This window comes from Streptomyces sp. NPDC094034 (assembly GCF_040303865.1).
GTDB lineage: Bacteria > Actinomycetota > Actinomycetes > Streptomycetales > Streptomycetaceae > Streptomyces.
Window position 1 is genome coordinate 20,313 of the sequence record NZ_JBEOUD010000027.1, and the last position, 17,313, is coordinate 37,625.

The window sequence follows — 17,313 nt, forward strand, 5'->3', positions numbered from 1 at the left end:
CCTGATGGTCGCTCGCCCAAGCCGCGATGTGATGGCGGGCGACGGACCGCCGGACGGCGGAGGACGGCGCGGGACATCAGGGGGGGATGTCGACGGGCGACGGGACGGATTCGCGTCCCGTCGCCCTTCGTTGTACCTGGCGGTCGCCCGCCGGCCGCCTCGCCGAGGATCAGCCGCGGTAAGGGTTGCGCAGGTACGTCAGGCTCAGATCGCCCGTGTTGCCGAAGTACTTGGAGACCAGGTACGCGGGGTCCGTCACCAGCGCGCCCGCCTGGAGGTCACTGCCGTCGTTCATGTCGTCCCAGGCCCACGGAGCGCGCGCCGAGTTGTCCTTGCCGTTGTCGCCCCGGAACACGCCCCACGAGGCGTATGTCTCCGTGTTGTGGCGACGGCCCCAGAGGCTGTCGGAGGCGGTCAGGTCGACCAGCCCGTACCGCGCGTCGCGGTCGTTGCCGCCCGTCGGGACCGAGCCCCCGGTGCGGCTCGGCTTGTAGACGATTCCGTCGCCGCCGGGGAACTCGCCGCCGTTCCAGGCGTAGGCACCGTGACCGCGCGCCTCCTGGAAGCTCGTCGGGTGCGCCGCACCGTCGTGGTTCTGCATGATCACGGAGCCGTCGACGCTCTCGCGGCCGCTGGTGAAGGGGCTGCCGGGCGGGGTGTACGAGTAGAAGTTGTCGTGCGCGAGTGTCACGACGGCCTGGAGGGTGCCGTACTGACTGCCGTCCTTGCGGACGACCTCCACCTGCCCCTCCATGTCGTTCTCGTGCGAGAAGAGGTTCAGCGGGTAGTCCTTCCAGTCCCGGGGGTGGTAGAACGCGTACGTGAGGTACCAGTGCGTCGCGGTCTCCGCCACCGAGTAGTACACGGTGCCGGTCAGCCGGGTCGTGTTGGCGTCGAGGTTGTCCCAGTTGTTGAGGGTGTTCCAGTCGCCGTCGTAGTTCACCGGCGCCAGGTAGTCGGCGGTGTAGTAGTTCGCCGAACTGTCCTGGTAGTGCACGGGAGCCCAGCGGTAGGCCAGGTCGGCGTCGCTGGGGGCGGCCTGTGCGGGCGGGGCGAGGAGCAGCGAGGCGCTCCCCACGAACGCGGCCAGCAGGGTGGCCAGAACGGGTCTCAGACGGGGCACGGCGGTCCTTCCTCAGGAGGTCGTGGAGATTGACGACTTCCCATGGTCGGGACCGGCGGGCCCGACGAAAAGCCTGGTCAGTGAATGTTCAACGGCGGGACGCGATTGTTCATCCAGAGGCTTCGGAGCCTGCGCAAGTTTCCCTCAGTCCAGGTGGGTTACGTGGTGAGGCGGGCGGCACCGACGACCGGATGCCTCGCCGTAAGCGGCCGAGCCGACCCCGGCGGGCCCCGTGTCGGCGGGCCCCGTGTCGGACCTCAGCGCCGGGCCAGTGCCAGCACACTCAGACCGAACATCAGGACACCCAGGGGGACATGGACCGACGGGACATGTGCGATGCCGAGCACGACCTGGACCGAGGCGAGTACGAGAAAACCCGCCGCGTGCAGGACCGGGCGGGGCGAGCCGCCGCCCGGCTTCCACGCCAGCACCGCCGCGAGCACATACAGCATGGACGCCCCGTACATCACACGGGCTCCGGCACTGTGCAGCGTCTCTCCGTAGGACGAGGCCAGCAGCAGTCCGGCGGAGACCGCCTGAAGGAAGATGGTCAGGGTCTGCAGGGCGATCGCGATCCGCAGGAACGAGGAGCCGCGCTGTGCGCTCGCCGTCGCTGTCTCCTGAGTGGCCATGTCACAATCCCCTTGTCCGCCCTCGGGCAGTAGATCGATAAGGTCTCATCAGCCCGACGACGCGGGCCTGCGAAAGGTAAGGCGAGGGGCGGCCGGAATCATGGGCACTGTCGGCGCCGGCGCGGATGGCATAGCCGGTGAGCAACGCCAACTGCTCAATGTGGCTTACCGGTTGCTCGGTTCGGTGACCGAGGCCGAGGACGCCGTACAGGATGCCTACACACGTTGGTACGCGCTGCCACGGAGCCGCCGGGAGGAGATCCTGTCTCCCGGAGCCTGGCTGACGACGGTGACCGGCCGCATCTGCCTGGACCTGCTCGGATCGGCGCGGGCCCGCCGTGAACGCTATGTCGGCGCATGGCTGCCCGAGCCACTGCCCGACCGCACCGAGTGGGAACACACGAGCGGCGCCGACCCCACCGGCGCTGTGGACCCCGCTGACCAGATCGTCCTGGACGAGTCGGTGACCATGGCCTTCCTCGTCGTCCTGGAGTCGATGACGCCCGCCGAGCGGGTGGCGTTCGTCCTGCACGACGTCTTCCGGTATCCGTTCGCCGAGATCGCCGGCGTTCTCGGCCGCACCCCCGCGGCCTGCAAGCAACTGGCGTCCTCCGCCCGACGGCGGGTGGGCGCGGCGCGCGCACCGGCGACGGCGGCCGACCGGGCCGATGTGGTGCGGCATGTCAAAGCGGCATGGGAGACCAAGGACATCGCGGCCCTTGTCGGTCTCCTCGACCCGGCCGCCGTGATGACCGCCGACGGCGGCGGGATGGTCGGTACCGTCCTGCGCCCGGTCGAGGGCGGCGCGCGCGTCGCCGGGTACATGGTCGCCATTGCCGACAAGGCGTCGGGGCTCGAACTCCTGGAGCGGTCGGTCAACGGTGCGCCCGGCCTGGTGGCCCTTCGTGCCGGCGCCGTCATGACCGTGGCGTCGTTCGACGTCTCCGACGGGCGCGTCACCCGGATCTGGGCGGTCCGTAACCCGGAGAAGCTGCGTCCGTGGGGGCGCGATATTCCCTAGGCGGCATTTGGGGTTCGGATCACGGGGTCGAGGTGACGATCTTGCGCCACATGATTGAGCCGTCGAGGTGGAGTCCGCCTCCGTAGTTGCCGTTCGCGGCTTCCGCGGCACCGCTCCCGCAACGGCAACGCCGCTGCGTCACCGTGCCCGACCCGCCTCTCCGTGGCTGGTCGGCTCGCCCGACGTGGACCTCGCTCGGGGACTCGCCCTGTCCGGAACGCGCGCTGCCCGTCTGCGACGCCCTGAGGTTCAGCGCGCTCTGCCACGCGGCCACAACACACCGGTTGCGGTCCGGATCACCAGCCACTCGCCGGGCTCCGGGATCCCCACAACCTCGACGTGTTCCATGGCAGGCGCGCGGGGAGGCCCCTCTTCCGGGAACATCCGCGTTCGGATGTCCTCCGCGTGCATCCATTGAAGTGGCACCGCAACCTTGCGTTTCTGAGCCGCGGTCACATCGTCCACGCTCTTCTCCGCCACGTCGCCGAGGCCCGCGATCGCCGTATCCGTCTCCCATAGATTCGCCCATGGCTTCTTGGCCTCGGCCATGCTCACATAGTTGCCAGTGGGGACGTGCTCGGTTTCCGACCAGGCGAGCATCACCATCGTCCTGGACGCCTGCGCGGACGACCTCAGCAGGCTACGGAGCCGCAGGAACACCCAGGCGTCCCTCAATCGCTGCGCGACGCTCACCAGGGCCAGTAGGCACAGCACTACGAAGACCAGGCCCAGGACAATGGCGCCCGTGCCCAGCACACCGCCCAGCTCATCGAAGCCTCCGTCCGGCATCAGATTGAAGAGGATCGCCGTCGCGGCGAAGAGGACGGCGGAAATCGCCCCCGACCACACAGCTCCCCAAAGCCCACTCGCCAAGTGCTGATAGCCATGGTCGCGCTCGTAGAACTCGGCAGCTCTCGCGGCGGGTAACGGCGCCAACGGTGAACCTGGCCACCGCCCTTCAGCCCTGGCCTGTGTGAAAGAGCGCACCTGAGAAGCCGTCCAGTCGACCGCCCCGGCACCGTCCGGCAGGACGAATGACACGGACCCACCGATGGACCTGGCATCAAGATCCGCCGCATGTCTGCCGGTCACTTCCGCACGCAGATCCCCGATGTGCACCCGTCCCCGCTTGAACAACTGGGCAGTGACCGGCTTGCCTTCCGCGGCCGCGGCCAGCTGATCACAATGGGTGCTCAGTACCATGCGGTGTTGGGGCAAGCTGACGTGCAACACCCCGGTGAAGTCCGTGTCGGTGGCGAGCAGTGCCCGATTTCCCGCGGTGTCCGTGAAGGTGGGGCGCAAGCCGAGTCGGTTGACGGGGATCTCAGGTGGCTCGGCCGCCGAGCCTGCCCGCTCCGCCTTGTTCTGCGGCGGCCGGCGGGCGAGCGGAATGGCACCGACGGCCGCTTCCGCCTTGATGTGCGGGGTCTGGCCGGAGCCGCGGAGCTGGTCATGCACGTACCGGTACAGATCGACCATCGATACATAGCCGTCGTGGCCATCGGCGCCGGATTCAAGGCCGGTCACCAAGTGGCGGGTGAATGGACTCGCCTCACCCTGGGTGCGTGCGTCGGCCGCGGTACCGATGCGGCTGGAGCTCGTCATGACGAATCGGCCGTGGCCCGCCAGTTGAGCCGCCGGGTCTATTCCCTTGGCGGCCGCGATTCCACTGAAGCAACAGTCCAGGATGACGACAATCGACCGGGACGCGCAATCGTCGATCAGCTCGTTGATGAAGCTGAGTGAGACAGAGTGGGTGCGCAATTGCTCAACTGTCGTGTCTCGTCCGCACAAGTGGAGTCTGTTCCGCGCGTCGAGCAATCCGTGCCCGCTGTAATAGATGAGCAACTGCTCGTGGCGCAGGGCGTCGTCGAAGAATGTCGCCAGCCGTTCCTTGATGCGGAGCGTGGGTTGTTCCGGCAGCGCCTCGACGTTTCCAGGCAAGTGCAGGCCGTAGGTGGGATCCGTCAGTGCGGCCCGCATCAAGCGCAGATCCTCGGGCGGGCCCAAGAGTGACCGTAGTTGAACCGGGTCATCGGGATACTCGGAGTTGCCGATCAGGAGCGCACGGTAAACCCGCTCGTCCTCAGGCACCCTGTGTACCGTCCTGGTCGCCGATCTCGGCCCGCCCCCCTGGATCGTTGTCGTCGGCCGTCGCCGCGTTGTCGGCCGCCGCCCTCAGCCCATGCTCCAGCGCTGTGCGGAGCGTGATGGTGTCGAGAGCGTCACCGGACGCGGTGAACTCGCCGCTTCGGCCGTCCACGGTCCAGGTGAGGCGCACGCTCCGCCCTCGGTCCCTCTTGAGCCACATCGTGAGCACAGCCGCAACGCTTGGGATGGCCACAGGCGCGAGCGCGACAAGCACCTCGGAGACCGCCCCCTTGACGCCTGGGGTCGGCGGGGCATCCCGAGGCGGCCGATGCCTCACAGAGCCCGCTGCCTCTTCGATCTCCTTGTGGAGCAGCTCAAGTTGTGATGCCCACCGGTCGTCGTCCGAGTCGAAACGCAGGCTGCGGGCCTCAAACCGTACCTCCAGCACGTAACCACCCCTCCGTACGCACCTTCGCCCCTGAATCCTTCTTTCTACTACAAAAAGGCTGTTCTGTAAGCAACTTGGCGTGACTGGAGGTGGGTCCACCTTCTCTGTCGGCCTGGCGCCACCAGGGTCATCAACCGAACCGCAACGGAACGCTCGCCGTACCCGGGAGCGAGTACCGCAGTGTGAATCCGTGGGCCGACAGCCGGTCTCGCGGTCTCTCAGTCGGAGGCACGCAGGGAAGTGTCCAGGGTACTCATCAGTCGCGCGACGCGATTCTTGCCGGTCGGCGCCAGAGGTCAACGCGAAAGAACAGCGACCAATACCGGCGTGGCACGTTGTCGAGCCTGTTCGATCTGCGCCTTTCCGACCGCAGGGTCGTCCCCTGCGCTCAGTTCGGCGATGCGCGCGGCACTCGCGGCGGCGCGCAGGATGTGTCCAGCACTGAGGATCAGGCCGTGCGTACCTCCGGCCTCGCCCCGGGCGACCACGCCTGGCGCTACCCGACCGCCCCCGGCTCCACCTTCACCACCGGGGCCGACCGGCCCGAAGCCGATGGGTCCGATGGGTCCGATGGGGAGAGCGTAGCGGGGAACGAGCGGGCCGAGCAGGTGGTTCTGCCCCTGACCTCCCGAACGGCCGTTGGCAGGCGGCTCAGAGTACCTCGGTGAGCGACAGGGCTGTTCAAGTTCGGGTTCTTCACCTTCGGATGCGGGTGGACGTACTGGGCGACAAGCATCCGGACACAGTCAGCACACGGGAGACCCTGAGCACGCTGAGGGTCGAGAGGTGATGATTCCGGCGCCGACGGGACCTCAGCTGCCGCGTCCGCCGATGACAGGCGACGGGGCTTCGGAGAGCCCCGGAACGTACGCGCGTGACGCGGCCATGAAGTCATAGATCAACGTCCGTGATACCTCGCGTACCTGATCCAGTTCGGAGCGGGACTCCGCGTTCGAGATCCGGTCGGCCGCCTTGAATGCCTGCCGCCCGACTGCGTGCAGGGCCGACGAGTTCGTCAGAAGCTCGGCACGGAACATCGCCTCCATGGCCACGGCCCGCAACCTCTGTGCCTCCCGGCGCAGTTCATGGACGTCCGACGCGTCTGCCACTCGGTCATCGTGCCGAGAGAACCAGTGGTCCATTTGGCCCCGTCGATAGTTCGCCAGCGCACCACCGAAGGAACAGTAGGCATCGATCCGCTCCTGCCTGAGCCGTTCATTCCGCGTGAACTCCTCTGTCCGAAGAACCGTGCGTCGCTGAAACAGATAGGTCGCTCCCGAACCGAGGAGTGTACCGAGCACGGCTATAACGCTTGTGGCAACGACTTCCATGCGCTCAGCGAATCACACGCACACTCAACTCGTCTGCCCCCTTCGGCCAATCCGACTCCCAGTCACTGAGGTCGAACTCTTGGTGTTGTGCCGCTGTTCACGTGTGGCCCTGGTGGACGGGCCGGTCCCGGCGAGACAGCCGTCCATGGGACAGCGGTGGTTGGCGGGAGGCGACCAGTTGGTTCCGGTCGTCGCGCCGGGGGAGGCGCGTCGGCCGATCTCGGGTACGGGCGTGACGCGTCCCCGGAGGCTTGCAGTGGGGCACCGGCTGGAAGCGGATGGTGTGGTACTCCCTGCTACCGGGGCTCTTGTACGGTGAATTCGTTGCCGTCGGGGTCGAGCATCCTCACCCGGCCGCCGTGGCCCTCGCCGGTGTCGGTGCGTGTCGCGCCGAGTGAGATCAGGCGGGCGATCTCCGCCTCCCGGTCCGCACCGACGGGGAGTGTCAGTTCGAGATACAGCCTGTTCGTGCCCGTCTTCGGTGCCACCGGAGGGCCACCCCACGTGATCTTCGTGCCGCCGTTCGGCGATTGGATCGCGGTCTCCTGGTCCTGGTCCCAGACCAGCGGCCACCGCAGCGCCTCGCTCCAGAAGTATCCGACCCGCTGCGTACCGTCGCAGGCCAGTGCTCCGATGAAGCCGGTGTCGGCGAGGAACGTGTTGTCCGCCTCGATGACGCAGAACTCATTGCCGTCCGGATCGGCGAGCACCACATGCCCCTCTTCCGGGAGTTGCCCCACGTCGATGTGCTTCCCGCCGAGTCGCAGCGCTCTGGCGACCGTCCGCCGCTGATCCTCCGGGGAAGAGCTCGTGAGGTCGAAGTGCGCCCGGTTCTGGCCGGTCTTCGGTTCCTGGCCCGGCAGGAAACGGATGCGGAATCCGGCGGTGTCAGGGGGCAGGATCGCGACGTCGTCGCCCGGTCCGTCGGCCGACTCCCAGCCCAGGACCCCGGACCAGAACCTCGCCAGGGCCGACGGCTGGGGTGTGGTGAAGCAGATCGCGAACAGTTGACTGGTCATTCCCGCGCGTCTCCGATCCACTGGCGGTCGATACGGCGCCTCGCACGCCCCGCGAGCGCAGCTTAGGAGTGGCCGTGCGGCAGTCGCATCCGAGTTTCCGGACCGACGCGTCCCCCGACACCGTGGGCCGACGAACTCGCCCGTTCAGGAACGAACTCGCCCGTTTACGAACGGCGTTCGGGACCGGCGGAGCCGCCAGTAAGCTGGCGCGTTTGAACGGTCCCTTATGTTCGGTGGCGTACGGGTTCACCGGGGATCGAACCGGCCCGGCAACGGTCTGCGCCCGAGGCAGAATCAGCCCCTCCGTGTCATTTGTGGCCACTTCCGACCTCACGGCACCACCCCCGTGGCCGCTACATTCACCCCCGACCGGACACACACGACCAGGGGGAAACACACAACAATGCGCCTCATAGAACCCGTCAGCGACATCGGCAGATCATTCGTGGCGGTGACCGCTACGGCGGCCGCCTGCGCCGTCACTGCCATGACCCTTGTCGCCTCACCGGCTGCTGCGGCACCCACCAACACAACGGCGGCCCAGCCCGGCGACACCTGTACGGCGGCCGACCTCGGCACACGCCACCCGTACATCAAGACCACCGAAGTGTCCCCGACGATCACCCACTTCAAGGGCTGGTACGTCACCGAGGGCGCGACCGGCAACCAGACCATCACCACCAGCACCCAGACGACCATCTCGGTCTCCGTCGGTCTCAACGGCGGTGTCGAGGGCAGTTTCGCCGTCGAGACCCTCGGCACCGTCGGCGCGAGCCTGGGCCTGAGCGTAAAGGTCGACTACTCCTCCACCAGCACCGAGTCGAACTCGGTCACGTGGAACTTCAGCCAGCCCGGCTACTACGGCGTCTACAAGGGCACCAAGAAGGTCACAGGTACGTACGGAAGCCTCAACTGCAACCGCGTCCAGCAGGGTGACGGCAGTTGGGCGTTGAAGTGGATCGAGGGGTCCGGCAGCGGCAGCTTCACCACCTACACCACCCTCGAAGAAGGCGCGGTGCGCTGCGAGGACAAGGTGCCCGCAGGCAGCATCATGGCCAAGGCGCAAGACCTTCTCGACTGCGGCTCGGCCGCCGTGAACGCCGAGCACCCGGCGGGTGCGGTGGCGCCGACGGCGAAGCAGAAGCGCGAGCGCCTCGTGCAGCGCCCGGCTCTCACCAGCGGCACGTCCGCCGAACAGCCCAAGGCCACCGGGCGCGGCGCGCGGGCCGCTCTCGACTGCCAGGCCGACGTCTACAAGATCGCCGTACCCGACAAGCCCCTGTCCTGGGGCGCGCCGCTCTTGGCGGACGACGGTGTCCGGCTGCGGCCCTCGACGATCTTCAGCGCCCACCTGGACAACTGGCGCCTGTGCAACGTGACGGAGGTGAACGGGGTCCTTGAGGCGTCCCTGTGGAACTGGGGCAACGGCGGGTGCGCGACGATCGCCGCGCAGAACGCGGCCACCGAACGGGCGGTCCTGATGACGGCCCCCTGTGCGGAGGACGACCTCCAGCGGTTCTACATCTACCGCGACGTACCCGGTAGCTCGAAGATCGGTGTGCAGAACAAGTACACCGGCTCCATGATGGGCCACGACCGGTACGCGGACGGGGAGTTCATACGCCAGTACTCCAGCGGCCGGCAGGACGGTACGGGTACGTACTCCCTGATCCGAGTCTGACGGCCCACACCCCGTGAGCGGCCCCGCACGTGAACCCACGACTACCGGTTCCGTGCGGGGCCTCCGAGTCCCAACTCCGAGCCCGGCCTTGGGGGCCAGTGGAGCAGTCGACTTCTGCCCGTGGCGAAGCCGACAAGACACCTTCGGCAAGCGGGCACGACAGCCGTGCGACGACTGACCGATTCGGTCAACTTTCGCATATTTCAGGACATCCTTTACCTTTTCATTTCCTGCGGGATGCTTTCGCTTGACGCTGAGCGGAAGGCGGGCCGTCCGCCTCGTCGCACCCTTCAAGGGTCCGAGCCCGGCCCGTGAGACCGGCCGGCAACGCTGTGGCAGAAGGAGTCCCGACATGATCCGCCTTTCCAGGACCCTGTCTTCAGGGTGGTTCGCAGCGGTGGGGGCCACCGCACTCATCACCCTGTTGACGCCCGCACGGGCCGCGCACGCCGCGCCTGCCGCGCAACTCTCCTGCGGTCAGACAGTCACGACCAGCGTCGTCCTCGACGCCGCCCTGCTCGACTGCCCCGGCGACGGCCTGATCGTCGGCAGCGGCGGCATCACGATCGACATCAACGGACACGTCCTCGACGGCGTCGGCCTGGGCATCGGGATCCGCAACGACGGTTTCGGTGATGTCACCATCACCAACAACGGCAGCGCTCCCGCCCGGGTGCAGGAGTTCGACCACGGAGTAAAGCTCAACCCCGGCACGTCGGGCAATGTCGTCGAAGAACTCACCATCCAGAGCAACGAGTTCTCCGGCGTCGAACTCGACAGCGCCACCAACAATCGGGTACGCGACAACCTCATCGAACGGCAGGCCCACAGGGGCGTCGCGATAACCGCCGGGTCGAGGGAGAACGTGATCGCGGACAACGCGATCACCACCAACCAGGGTGAGGGCGTCTTCGTTCAGAACTCCGTCAACAACCGCCTTGAAGGCAATCAGATCACCGGCAGCGGAGACACCGGCCTGGTCCTTGAAGGCTCCAGCGGCAACACCCTGCTGACCAACACCCTCGGCGACAGCAGCGACGGCGCGATCGTCCTCCAACTCGGCTCGAACGACAACCTCGTCCAGAGCAATTCGTTCGCCCGGAACGCGGATGCCGGACTGACCGTCTCCGATTCCACCGGCAACCGCATCCTGTCCAACGCGTTCCAGGGCAGTGGCGACAGCGGAATCGTCCTCCAGTCGTCCCACGGCAGCACGGTCACCGGCAACGACGTCAGCGGAAACACCGGCGGCATCGAGTTGAGCTACTCCGACAACAACCTGATCCGATCGAACATCGCGAACGACACCACCGGGGACGGGATCAGTCTGTCGCACTCAGTCAACAACTACCTGGAGCTCAACCAGGCCAACGGCAACAGTTCCCGGGGCATCTACGTCGACGGAGAGGCGCCGTCCGGGGCGGGCAACCAACTGATTCGCAACACCACCAACGCCAACCAGGGCGATGGCATCCACGTCTCAAAGGCCACTCACACCATCCAGGGCAACACCGCCCGCGACAACGACAGCTGGGGCATCTTCGCCGACCCGGGCAACATCGACGGCGGATCCAACCTGGCGAGCGGCAACGCGGAAGCCGCCCAGTGCACGGGCGTCGTCTGCGCACCCTAGACGAACTCGTGGCCAGGTGAATTCGGCCGTGGTCGATCTGGGCAGCCGTAGAAGAAGGCAACCCGGCGTTGGCGAGGGCGCCGTGCGTTGCGACGAGTACGGCGTCGTCGGCGATCAGCCGGGCGGAGAGGAGAACTTCGGTAACCGGCATAGACGCCATGTGGGTGACCACGTTCACCCGATCGAGGGGTGACGCCCACTCTTTCCTTCTTGTGGTGCCGCGAAGGCTGCCATGGTCATGACGGCTGCCCATGTATCGCTCGTGGGCCGTCGTGCCATAGCTCATGGTGTTCCACACGATCTGCAAGGACAGCGAAATGAAGGCATTCCGCACTTCGCGAGGTCTGGGACTCGCGGCCGCCACGCTCGCCCTGTTCCTCGCCGCACCGAGTGGCGTCACCGCCGCCGCTCCCGCGGTGGAAGGTGGTGTGGCCGTCGCTCCTGCCGTGAAAGAGGAACACCCTTGTGGAAATCACTCGCACAACCACCTGGGCACAACCTGGCGCTACTGGAAGAACTGCATCTCGAAGAGCGAGAAGATCAAGATCGACAACATCCTGTGGTGGGACAAGGAGATCTGCGTGGGAGCGGGCACGGAAACCGAGCTGGGCAGGGGACAGGACACTCGTGGCGCGTCGCGGGTCGGCGACTGCTGAGGGGCACTGTCGTTGCCCAGGAGCTGTCTCGTAACCGCTGGTCCGGGTGATGGGCCGCGGCAAGCGCGTACGCGTCCTGGGGCGCGATCCACCCGGCGCCCGAGTCGATGCGCAGATCTTCGACCAGGACCCGGTCGAGCTGCCCGTTCCCACGCCCGAGACGGAGGCCCGGTCATGACCCGGTTCCACGACAAGGTGGCACTCGTCAACGTCTCCGGTGTGTTCGCCGACCGCGGCGGACCCACCGTGGAGTACTCCACGGCCAAGCACGTCATCAGGCGAGGGCGGCGACCAGCAGGGCGAAGGCGGCGATGATGACAGCGACACGGACGTAGTGGAAGCGGTCCCAGCGGTTCATCTGCTGCTTCCAGTCGGCCGGCAGGCCGTCGGCGGTCCACGTCTTGGCCCGGTTGTTGATCGGGACGAGCAGCAGGACCGACATGACCACGCTGAGGATCAGCAGCGCGCCGGCGGTGACGACGAGGCCGGCGCCGTGGTGGTGCCATCCGGCGATGGCCCAGACCGTGGCGAGGACGAGCGAGCCGATGTACCAGAACGGCATCACGGCGCCGAGCAGCCGGGCCCCATGGGTGCGGCCGCGCAGGCCGTTGTCGCCCGGGAGGCCGTCGAGGATCGGATTGACGAAGAAGGCGACGGAGAACTCCACCCCCACCATCACGCCGACGACCACGGTGGTGAAGACCTCAAGTGCGCTGAGCATGATGACCCCTCCTGGGATCTAGCGTCGCTAGGTGACGAGGCAACGCTAGCTCTACTGTCGCTCGATTGTCTAGCGATGCTAGGATCGGATCATGTCGGTACAGGAGCGCAAGGAGCGCGAGCGGGCGGGCCGCGAGCGTCTCATCGTGGCGACGGCCCGCGAACTCGCCGAGCAGCAGGGCTGGGACGCGGTCACCACCCGCCGCCTCGCCGAGCGCATCGAGTACAGCCAGCCCGTCCTCTACAGCCACTTTCGCGGCAAGCGCGAGATCATCGGCGCCGTCGCCCTGGAAGGCGCCGCCGAGATGGCCGCGGCGCTGCGGGCCGCGGCCTCCGCCGTGGACGGCCCGCGCGCCCGCGTCACCACCCTCGCCCGCGCCTACCTCGACTTCGCCGAACGTAACCCGGCGGTCTACGACGCCATGTTCCGGCTCGACGGCGGCCTGGCATTCGCGAGGGAGGACACTCCGGAGCCCCTGAAGGACGCCTTCGCCGCCCTGTTGGAGAACCTCGGCGAGGTCGCCGGGGACGGCGCCCACCCGGCGCTGTTCACCGAGGTGTTCTGGGCGGCCCTGCACGGGCTGGCGACCTTGACCCGGGCGGGACGGCTGCCGCCGGGGGACGCCGAGCGGAGGGTGGAGCTGCTGGTGGACCGGCTCGCCATCATCTGACGCACCGTCCGGGCGGGCAGCCGGGGCCATGTGGCCCGGCCGCCCGCCCATGGCATTCGCCTCTGGGCAACGGCGGGTGCTGGGTGACGTCGTGTTGGTTCCCGCCGGTAAGGTCACGGATCCGCGTGGGACGCCTCCCGGACTCACCACACCCCACGCGACCCGGAAGCATGACCGGGCTCCCTGTCTTGCCATCGAGCGCACTCCAACTCCTAGGATGCGCCGCACTACGGTCTTCCGCGGTGCGCCAAGCACAGCCCGACAGCGAGGAACCCCACGATGCGTTACCGCACACTCGGCCGCACCGGCATCGAAGTGAGCACCTACTGCCTGGGCACGATGATGTTCGGCGCGGTCGGCAACCCCGATCACGAGGACAGCGCCCGGATCATCCACGCCGCCATGGACGCGGGCATCAACTTCGTCGACACGGCGGACATGTACTCGGCCGGTGAGTGCGAGGTCATCGTCGGAAAGGCGCTGCGGGCATCCGGCCGGCGGGACGAGGTCGTACTCGCGACGAAGGTCCACTTCCAGATGGGCGAGGGAAGGAACCGGAGCGGGAACTCCCGCCGCTGGATCACCCAGGCCGTGGAGGCGAGCCTGCGGCGACTCGACACCGACTGGATCGACCTGTACCAAGTGCACCGCCCGGACCACACCACGGATATCGAGGAGACACTCGGGGTCCTCGGCGACCTGGTGCGAGCGGGCAAGATCAGGGCGTTCGGGTCGTCGACGTTCCCCGCCGAGGAGATGGCGGAGGCTCAGCACGTGGCGGAGCGACGCGGCCTCCAGCGCTTCCGTACGGAGCAGCCCCCGTACTCGATCCTCGCCCGCGGCGTGGAGGCATCGGTGCTGCCAACCGCTCGGCGGTACGGCATGGGGGTGTTGACGTGGAGTCCGCTCGCCTCCGGCTTCCTGAGCGGCCGCTACCGGACGGGGCAACGGGTCGACCTCACCTCCGGCAGGGCGCGTTTGAACCCGGCCCGCTTCGACCCGTCTCTCCCGGAGAACGTCACCAAGCTGGAGGCCGCCGACAAACTCGCCGAACTGGCCGCGGACATCGGCCGCACCCTCCCGGAGCTGGCGGTCGCCTTCCCCCTCGCCCATCCCGCCGTCACCTCGGTCATCATCGGCCCACGCACGGCGGAACAGTGCGAGGCCCTGCTGAAGGGGGCGCCGGTGGTCCTGGACGACTCGACCCTCGACCGCATCGATGAGATCGTCCCGCCCGGCAGGAACCTCTACCACCCGGACGGCGCCTGGCAGCCGCCCTCCCTGACGGACACGAGCCTCCGCCGCCGCCCGACGGACGAGCGGGCCGCATCGTGACGTGTCCGCGCTCCGCGTCCGCCACAGAACCATGAACGCTCATGGCTGGAAGTTGGCTCGCCAACGGCACGGGCCATCGCTTCGACGGGCTGAGGCGAGGCATGGTTCCCCGCTTGATGGTGGATACAACCTCTGTTGGTCCGCAGTACGTGTGGCGTCACCACAGCCGACTGCGCCTGCTGCTCGGACTGCTGAGCGGTCTCGCCAACGCACTGATGGTTGGGCTGCTCGTGGGATGGGTGTTCACCCCTCACGATGGTGTCCGGGTTGGTTTCCTGGCCGGCCTGTGGCCTACCCTCAACGCCGGACTCATCGGCAACGTTGCTGTCTCCACGGCCCTCAGCGCGGTGCAACTCTCCGGACGGGAAGGAACCCCCGTACGCCTGATCGCTTTTCTGGAGGACGCACGCCGCCGCAACCTTCTGCGCGTCACCGGCCCTGTCTACCAGTTCCGCCACGCTCAACTCCAGGAGCGCCTCGCCCGCCCGCGAGTGATCCGTACGGGTGACTGACCTTGGACCGGAGATGGCTCGTACTCGCAGGTCAGGACCGCTCCAGCTGAGGGATGGGCAATGGACTCCGGCGGGACGGAGCTTGTATTGGGTGCGCGTTGGCATGTCATGTGTGGTCCTGGGGACGGTCGGCGTCTCCACTACCACGCGGACCCTGGAGATGACCCTCATGCGTACTTTCAAGCGTTCCTTTACGGTCGGCGCCCTCACGGTTCCGCTCATGCTGGGCTGTGCCGGACTGGCGGCCGCTGAAGACGACTATAGGCAGGGGGAGTTCACCGCCGGCCTGAACAGTGACGGTGTCTCGGAGACGAATGCCTTCGCCGGCGCCGACGGCATCGGGGGCGCCGACCTCTGGACCACCAAGAACGAAGACGGGTCCTACTCCTTCACCAACGCGAGTGCCACTTGGTCGATGGGCTGAACCGCCCCCGGCCGACGTGAGGAGGCCGCCCCGCCGCGCCGAACCCGGCGCGTCGAAGAGCGCCCCTCCACCAGCCCGTAGGCCGGTTGGAGGGGCGCGGTGCGTGTGGATCACTGGTACAGGGCGATCAGTCCGACCGACGTACCAGCCACGCCGGTGAGGTCGGTGATCGTGGGCAGATGCCACCGAACGCCAGGTGGTCGTACATGACGGCGATGGGGTCAACGGTCGTGGTCATGGCCGCCTTTCGACAGGAGCTGGGGGCGCGTGCCTACGGCAGCGGGGTTTGCATGTGCCGTAGCGGCATGTGGTGCAGTAGGCGGCGAATACGACATTGAGAGGTTCCCCCGCATGCCCCTTCCTGCGATTCCCCGCCGGGTCAAGATCGGCGATGCCGCCGCGTTCGCCGGGATCACACCCCGCGCCATCCGCCATTACCACGCCATCGGGCTCCTCGCCGAGCCGGAACGCGGCAGTGATGACCGTCGCCGCTATGGATACGACGACATGATCCGCCTGCTGTGGATCCGGAGAATGGCTGATGCGGGCATCTCCCTGGACGACATCCGGGACGGCTTTGAGGGCGCCACCGGCATCGAACAGTCCCTGGCCCGGCTGGAGGAGTCCCTCGCCTCCAAGGCGGCCGCAATCGAAGCCCAGTTGGCCGCCGTGCGCCGCCTGCGCGAGGTGGGCAGCCCGCTGGGCCTGCTCTCACCGCTGGTCAGTGGCCGCCTGCACGATCTGCCGCCCGGAGCCCTGCGTTCGACCGATCTCGATACCCTTCTGATCACGGAGCGCATCTTCGGCCCCCAGGGGGCCGCCGTCCAGGCCAACAGGTTCATCGTTCTGGCCACCCATCCCGAGCTGCGCGCCGAGGAGGACCGCCTGGCCGAGGCCGAGGCGGACTTGGACGACACCATGCCGCCCGACGATCCTCGCATCGAAGAGCTGGCCGCCCAGCGGTGTGCTCATGAGACCGCCCTGGAAGCCACCATCGACAAATCCGGCCTGGACGAGGCCGTCGTCGATCTCCTGGACCAGGAGGACGAGCACGCTGGTGAGGAGGAAGGCGAGGCGAGGATGAGCGCGATGGAGGCCATCGGCAAGATGCCGTACGACCTCTCCCCGGCCCGCGTCCGGTACGAGGAACGTGCCATGGAACTGCTTCACTCGGCCACCCAGGACGACGACCCACGGACCTGCTGACGGGCATCGGCGCACGGGGCGAGCTCGGCAAGAGCAGCCGAGACACCCACCGATGAGTTTCCCGCGCCGCGCCGGTCTGTACGCGTGAGACCGACTCACGGAAGGCATGGCGCCATGCGGAAACTGATCTACGGCATGAACGTGACCCTCGACGGCTATATCGCCGCGCCCGGCGACGACATCGGCTGGAGCGTGCCGAGCGACGAGCTGTTCCAGTTCTGGTCCGACCAGTTGGAGGCGACTGAGCTGTCGCTGTACGGGCGCAAGCTGTGGCAGACGATGAGCTCCTACTGGCCGACCGCCGACCAGCAGCCGGGCGCCACCCCGGCGGAGATCGAGTTCGCGCGCCGCTGGCGGGACATGTCGAAGGCGGTGTTCTCCTCGACGATCGACAAGGTCGACTGGAACACCCGCCTGGTCACCGGCGACGCGGTCGCCGAGATCACCCGGCTCAAGGCCGAGGACGGCGGCCCGATGGACATCGGCGGCGCGACGCTCGCCCGGGCGGCCATGCGGGCCGGGCTGATTGACGAGTACGTGCTGGCCACCGCGCCGGTCCTGGTGGGCGGCGGCACGCCGTTCTTCACCGCGCTGGACAGCTGGATGAACCTGAACCTGGTGGAGTCGCGGACGCTTCCCGGCGGCGTGATCCTGGCCAGGTACGAGACGAGGCGCTGAGCGCCCGTCACGCGACGCGAGCGCCTGCCGTGTCCACGCGAACGTGAACGCCACCACTGGGTGGACAGCCACCAGTTCATCGGACAGAGGGACCTTCGGGGCAGTGGAGGAATGGGAGTGGGGTCGGCTCAT

General features: G+C 67.6%; 17 protein-coding genes. 10 read left to right on the plus strand and 7 right to left on the minus strand.

The window, feature by feature from the left end; all coding sequences use genetic code 11:
* Nucleotides 1-169 precede the first annotated feature (169 nt).
* Nucleotides 170-1,123 (minus strand): hypothetical protein, encoded by a 954-nt coding sequence (locus ABTZ59_RS22885; RefSeq protein WP_351411746.1) that lies wholly within the window; start codon nt 1,121-1,123, stop codon nt 170-172.
* A 257-nt stretch (nt 1,124-1,380) separates the two neighbouring features.
* Nucleotides 1,381-1,755: a hypothetical protein gene (locus tag ABTZ59_RS22890; RefSeq protein WP_351411752.1), complete on the minus strand. Its 375-nt coding sequence runs from the start codon at nt 1,753-1,755 to the stop codon at nt 1,381-1,383.
* A 100-nt stretch (nt 1,756-1,855) separates the two neighbouring features.
* Here ABTZ59_RS22890 and sigJ point away from each other — a divergent pair, with 100 nt between their 5' ends.
* Entirely contained in the window at nt 1,856-2,776 is a 921-nt protein-coding gene (gene sigJ / locus ABTZ59_RS22895) for an RNA polymerase sigma factor SigJ (RefSeq protein WP_351411760.1), read from the plus strand.
* A 249-nt stretch (nt 2,777-3,025) separates the two neighbouring features.
* On the opposite strand, the gene ABTZ59_RS22900 is transcribed toward sigJ, so the two are convergent.
* The 4 genes from ABTZ59_RS22900 to ABTZ59_RS22915 form a co-directional block, all read right to left on the minus strand.
* Nucleotides 3,026-4,870, minus strand: a complete 1,845-nt coding sequence (locus ABTZ59_RS22900; protein ID WP_351411768.1) for a caspase family protein — start codon at nt 4,868-4,870, stop codon at nt 3,026-3,028.
* On the minus strand, nt 4,863-5,315 hold the full coding sequence (locus tag ABTZ59_RS22905; protein ID WP_351411777.1) for an effector-associated constant component EACC1: 453 nt from the start codon (nt 5,313-5,315) through the stop codon (nt 4,863-4,865). The genes ABTZ59_RS22900 and ABTZ59_RS22905 overlap by 8 nt, the downstream gene beginning before the upstream one ends.
* 812 nt (nt 5,316-6,127) lie before the next feature.
* A complete protein-coding gene (kilB, locus tag ABTZ59_RS37420; protein ID WP_503003431.1) occupies nt 6,128-6,646 on the minus strand; it encodes a plasmid transfer protein KilB in 519 nt (172 codons plus the stop codon).
* 296 nt (nt 6,647-6,942) lie between these two features.
* Complete coding sequence (locus ABTZ59_RS22915) at nt 6,943-7,665, minus strand: VOC family protein (protein ID WP_351411790.1); 723 nt, start codon at nt 7,663-7,665, stop codon at nt 6,943-6,945.
* A gap of 403 nt (nt 7,666-8,068) precedes the next feature.
* Here ABTZ59_RS22915 and ABTZ59_RS22920 point away from each other — a divergent pair, with 403 nt between their 5' ends.
* The 3 genes from ABTZ59_RS22920 to ABTZ59_RS22930 all read left to right on the plus strand — a co-directional run bounded on the left by ABTZ59_RS22920 (nt 8,069) and on the right by ABTZ59_RS22930 (nt 11,635).
* Complete coding sequence (locus tag ABTZ59_RS22920) at nt 8,069-9,346, plus strand: hypothetical protein (RefSeq protein WP_351411799.1); 1,278 nt, start codon at nt 8,069-8,071, stop codon at nt 9,344-9,346.
* A 352-nt stretch (nt 9,347-9,698) separates the two neighbouring features.
* Nucleotides 9,699-10,979, plus strand: a complete 1,281-nt coding sequence (locus tag ABTZ59_RS22925; RefSeq protein WP_351411806.1) for a right-handed parallel beta-helix repeat-containing protein — start codon at nt 9,699-9,701, stop codon at nt 10,977-10,979.
* A gap of 284 nt (nt 10,980-11,263) precedes the next feature.
* The gene (locus tag ABTZ59_RS22930) at nt 11,264-11,635 is read left to right on the plus strand and encodes a hypothetical protein (RefSeq protein ID WP_351411810.1); all 372 of its coding nucleotides are present in this window, start codon (nt 11,264-11,266) and stop codon (nt 11,633-11,635) included.
* A gap of 274 nt (nt 11,636-11,909) precedes the next feature.
* Here the strand turns inward: ABTZ59_RS22930 and ABTZ59_RS22935 are convergent, their stop codons facing one another.
* Complete coding sequence (locus tag ABTZ59_RS22935; protein ID WP_351411816.1) at nt 11,910-12,356, minus strand: anthrone oxygenase family protein; 447 nt, start codon at nt 12,354-12,356, stop codon at nt 11,910-11,912.
* Between the two features lie 91 nt (nt 12,357-12,447).
* On the opposite strand from ABTZ59_RS22935, the gene ABTZ59_RS22940 reads away from it, so the two are divergent.
* The 6 genes from ABTZ59_RS22940 to ABTZ59_RS22965 all read left to right on the plus strand — a co-directional run bounded on the left by ABTZ59_RS22940 (nt 12,448) and on the right by ABTZ59_RS22965 (nt 17,181).
* Complete coding sequence (locus ABTZ59_RS22940) at nt 12,448-13,026, plus strand: TetR/AcrR family transcriptional regulator (RefSeq protein WP_351411828.1); 579 nt, start codon at nt 12,448-12,450, stop codon at nt 13,024-13,026.
* Between the two features lie 279 nt (nt 13,027-13,305).
* Nucleotides 13,306-14,361 carry an aldo/keto reductase gene (locus ABTZ59_RS22945; RefSeq protein ID WP_351411842.1) on the plus strand — a complete coding sequence of 352 codons (1,056 nt, stop codon included), beginning with the start codon at nt 13,306-13,308 and terminating at the stop codon, nt 14,359-14,361.
* 116 nt (nt 14,362-14,477) lie between these two features.
* Nucleotides 14,478-14,873: a hypothetical protein gene (locus tag ABTZ59_RS22950; RefSeq protein ID WP_351411847.1), complete on the plus strand. Its 396-nt coding sequence runs from the start codon at nt 14,478-14,480 to the stop codon at nt 14,871-14,873.
* Between the two features lie 169 nt (nt 14,874-15,042).
* Nucleotides 15,043-15,297 carry a hypothetical protein gene (locus tag ABTZ59_RS22955; protein WP_351411852.1) on the plus strand — a complete coding sequence of 85 codons (255 nt, stop codon included), beginning with the start codon at nt 15,043-15,045 and terminating at the stop codon, nt 15,295-15,297.
* A 351-nt stretch (nt 15,298-15,648) separates the two neighbouring features.
* Nucleotides 15,649-16,503, plus strand: coding sequence for a MerR family transcriptional regulator (locus tag ABTZ59_RS22960; protein WP_351411860.1), 855 nt, complete (start codon nt 15,649-15,651; stop codon nt 16,501-16,503).
* A 114-nt stretch (nt 16,504-16,617) separates the two neighbouring features.
* Nucleotides 16,618-17,181 carry a dihydrofolate reductase family protein gene (locus ABTZ59_RS22965; RefSeq protein WP_351411871.1) on the plus strand — a complete coding sequence of 188 codons (564 nt, stop codon included), beginning with the start codon at nt 16,618-16,620 and terminating at the stop codon, nt 17,179-17,181.
* The last annotated feature ends 132 nt before the right edge of the window (nt 17,182-17,313 follow it).